At 72.3% G+C, this 3,383-nt stretch carries 3 protein-coding genes and 1 pseudogene; 2 read left to right on the top strand and 2 right to left on the bottom strand.

Annotated features, from left to right (window positions below):
• Window positions 1-189: pseudogene (locus tag Q0116_RS09440) on the top strand (aldehyde dehydrogenase); the annotation flags it as partial.
• A gap of 26 nt (window positions 190-215) precedes the next feature.
• Here the strand turns inward: Q0116_RS09440 and Q0116_RS09435 are convergent.
• A complete protein-coding gene (locus Q0116_RS09435) occupies window positions 216-1,163 on the bottom strand; it encodes a DUF5821 family protein (RefSeq protein WP_297887309.1) in 948 nt (315 codons plus the stop codon).
• Between the two features lie 105 nt (window positions 1,164-1,268).
• Between Q0116_RS09435 and Q0116_RS09430 the strand changes: the two genes are divergently transcribed.
• Window positions 1,269-2,066 (top strand): aldo/keto reductase, encoded by a 798-nt coding sequence (locus Q0116_RS09430; protein WP_297887306.1) that lies wholly within the window; start codon window positions 1,269-1,271, stop codon window positions 2,064-2,066.
• A gap of 39 nt (window positions 2,067-2,105) precedes the next feature.
• On the opposite strand, the gene Q0116_RS09425 is transcribed toward Q0116_RS09430, so the two are convergent.
• Window positions 2,106-3,155 carry a phosphotransferase family protein gene (locus Q0116_RS09425; RefSeq protein WP_297887304.1) on the bottom strand — a complete coding sequence of 350 codons (1,050 nt, stop codon included), beginning with the start codon at window positions 3,153-3,155 and terminating at the stop codon, window positions 2,106-2,108.
• Between the last annotated feature and the right edge of the window lie 228 nt (window positions 3,156-3,383).

Raw genomic sequence — 3,383 nt, 5'->3', positions numbered from 1 at the left:
AACCTCCCGTGTATCGGCGCGGAGGTCCAGCTCCCCTTCGGCGGCGTGAAGAAGTCCGGTAACGGCTACCCCTCCGCCCGCGAGGCGATCGAGGCCGTCACCGACCGCACCGCGTGGACGCTGAACAACTCCAAGGAGATCGAGATGGCGCAGGGCCTCTCCGCGGACATCAAGACGAAGGACGACTGACGGCCGACGCGGTCGCTCGGTCCGCGTCAGTCCGCGACGTCCTCCACTGCCGCGATCGTCTCTGTCGGCGTCTCGGCCGCGGCGAGCGCGCCGCGCGCCGCGAGCCGCTCCCGCGGCCGCCCCACCGGCTGCGGCTCGGGGGCCGTCTCGATCAGGTCGGCCTCCCGCAGGAGCCGTTTTATCCGCGTGAACGTCGAGGGACTCCCGAGCCCGGCGTCCTCGCAGGCCCGCCGGAGAGTGCGGTCGAGGACGCCCTCGCGCGCGCCGACCGCGTAGGCCCGAATCCGAGTTTCCTCTGGATCTGGACCGGCGGCCGGGCTCTTCGGGCCGCCGGATCCCGCCGAATCACCAGTATCCTCCGGAGCGGCGGACACGTCGAGCGCGCGGAGCACCGCGGCGGCGACCGACTCGTCGCACCGCGTCGCGAACCCCTCGTACACCAGCCGTCGGCTCGGCGTCCGGAGCCGGTACCGGTCGGCGTCCGCGAACTCGGAGGCGTAGCGCCCGCGGAGCGTGGCGTCGTCGCCGACGCGGAGCCACCGCCCCTCACCGTTCCCGCCTCGGACCAACGCGTATCCGGTGTCGCCTCCGGCCAGCGCCGTGTTGGGCTGGGGCGCGTCGAGGACGCGGAGGTCGACGACGTCGGCGTCGAGCAGCGCCGCGAGCCGGCTCGCCGCCCGGAACCCGGCGGTCGCGGTCTCGATCGCGGACTCCCCCGCGAACACCCGCAGCGTCGGGAGCTCGTCGGCCGGCGTCGTACCGTCGCCGTCTCCGCTGTCGCCGTCGTCCTCGTCGCCGCCGTCGCCGCTGTCCCCGCTCGCGAGGCTCGGCTCGACGAGCGCCGGGGCGACCTCGCGGTACGCCTCGACTACTTCTCCCAGCAGTCGCGGTCCCGGGTCGACGAGGATCGGCTCGGAGAGCCCGCCAAGCGGGACCGGGTCGGTGGCCGACGAGAGCGCGGGACCGGTGACCATCGGCCCATCCTACGGGAGCGACGAATTAAGCCTGCGGGACGGGACGCCGGATCGCGGCGTGCCGGCTCGCGCGCCTTTTTCACCCCGCGCTCGCAACGGACCCCCGTGCCACCGCTGGACCTGTCGATCGGGCTCGGAACCTCCGGGCTCGACGATCCCGAGACCTGTACCGAGACCGTCGTCGCGGCGCTCGAGGCCGGCTACCGCCACGTCGACACCGCGCAGATGTACGACAACGAGGCGGCCGTCGGCGAGGGGATCGCCCAGAGCGACGTCGACCGCGACGACGTGGTCGTCGCCACGAAGGTCCACCCCGAGAACCTCGCGCCCGACGACGTGCGGGAGACGACGCGCGCGAGCCTCGACCGGCTCGGACTCGACCGCGTCGACCTCCTGTACGTCCACTGGCCGATCCGGGCGTACGACGCCGCGGCGACGCTGCCCGCCTTCGACGACCTCCGCGACGCGGGCGTGACCGACCACGTCGGCGTCTCGAACTTCACCCCCGGGCTGCTGCGCGAGGCGCGCGAGATCCTCGACGCGCCGATCGCGGCCCACCAGGTCGAGTGCCACCCGCGGTTCCGACAGCCCGCGCTCCGCGAGCTCGCCGCGGAGTTCGACCACGACCTCGTCGGCTACTCCCCGCTCGGCCGCGGCGAGATGCTCGACGACCCGGCGATCCTCGAAATCGCCGAGCGGAACGATCTCTCGCCCGCCGTCGTCGCGCTCGCGTGGGCGCTCGATCGCGGAATCGTGCCGATCCCGAAGGCGCGCGGCGACCACGTGCGGGAGAACCTCCGCGCGGTCGACGTCGACCTGCCCGACGACGACCTCGATACGATCGACGCGCTCGAACCCGGCGACCGGCAGATCGACCCCGACGACGCGGCGTGGAACCGCTGACGAGGGCGGCCCGACTGCCGCCCTTGACCCGCTTCCCGGTCAGACTGCGTTGAGCCGCGCCCGCAGCTCCGCGTCCGCGCGCTCGACCAAGTCGTCGAGCGGCTCGTCGAGGTACGGTACCCACTGGTCGATGAATCCCGAGCGGCCGAGCATCCGGACGGCCTCGTAGATCGGCCGACGTCGCTCGAACCCCTTCGGGAGCCCGCCGGCGCGCTCGCGGTACCCATCGCGGAGCGCGGAGGCGAACCGCTCCGGTCCGGTCGAGTCGAACCCGTTGAGGAGCTGGTCCTCCGCGCGCACCAGGTCCCGAGCCGGGTCGCCGGCGTGGGAGAGCTCCCAGTCGATCGCCGCGACGCCCGGGCCGTCGGTAGCGTCCGCCCCGTCACCTTCGGCCGTCACGAAGAGGTTCGGCTTCGTGACGTCGCCGTGGAGCAGCGCCGCCGGCGCGCCGTCGAGCAGGTCCCGGTTCGCGCACACGCAGTCGACGACGGCGTCGTAGTGGTCCGCGAGCCGCTCCGAAGTGCCGATCTCGCGCGTCCGCTCGATAGTGGCGAGCAACACGTCCGTCCACGACGCGAACTCGATCGCGAGTCCGGTCGGTCCGTCGGGGTCCGGGGTCGCCTCTCCCGCTGCGGCGCTCCCGCGTTCCCTCCCCGCGCCGACGATCTCCCCGTGGCTCGCGAACCGGTCGGCGTGGAGCGCGGCGAGCGCGGCGCCGACGCGGCGGAGCAGTCGCTCGCGCTCGTCATCGCTCGCCGCGTCGTACACGTCCAACAGCCCCCGACCGGGCGCGGGCGCCGTCGCGAGGTACGCCGGGTCGCCGTCCGGATCGGCCGCCAGCACCTCGGGGACCGGGAGTTGGCCGTGCGCTCCGACGTATCGGAGCACGGCGCGTTCCCGGGCGAGCCGGTTGCTCTCGTCGGTCACGGCGACCTTGAGGAACGCCCGTCCGCCGTCGGCGAAAACGACGCCGACAGTCTCGTTGGCGCCGTTCCAGGAGGGGCCGACGCCGGTCAGCCGGTCGACCTCGCGGTCAGGAAACGCCGCGGCGAGCGCGCGGTCGATCGGTTCCGAGCCGGTGCCGTTCATGTGTTCTGCTCCGCACGCACCCGTGTTAACATTGTTGTCAGGACAGGGATGACCGTGCCACGTAAATCTATGAACACGTTTCAGAATCCTGTTACCGCGTGATTATCGATGCCCTCATACGTGTTGGTGAAAGATAATGAACTCGTGAAAGACGGGTCACCGGACGGGCGTATCGCGTTCGATGTCGACGGGACGACGCTCACCGTCCGGGACGTGATCGAGGGCGAG

This window comes from uncultured Halorubrum sp. (assembly GCF_937146585.1).
Classification (GTDB): domain Archaea; phylum Halobacteriota; class Halobacteria; order Halobacteriales; family Haloferacaceae; genus Halorubrum; species Halorubrum miltondacostae.
This window is presented reverse-complemented; position numbering and strand designations above follow the sequence as displayed.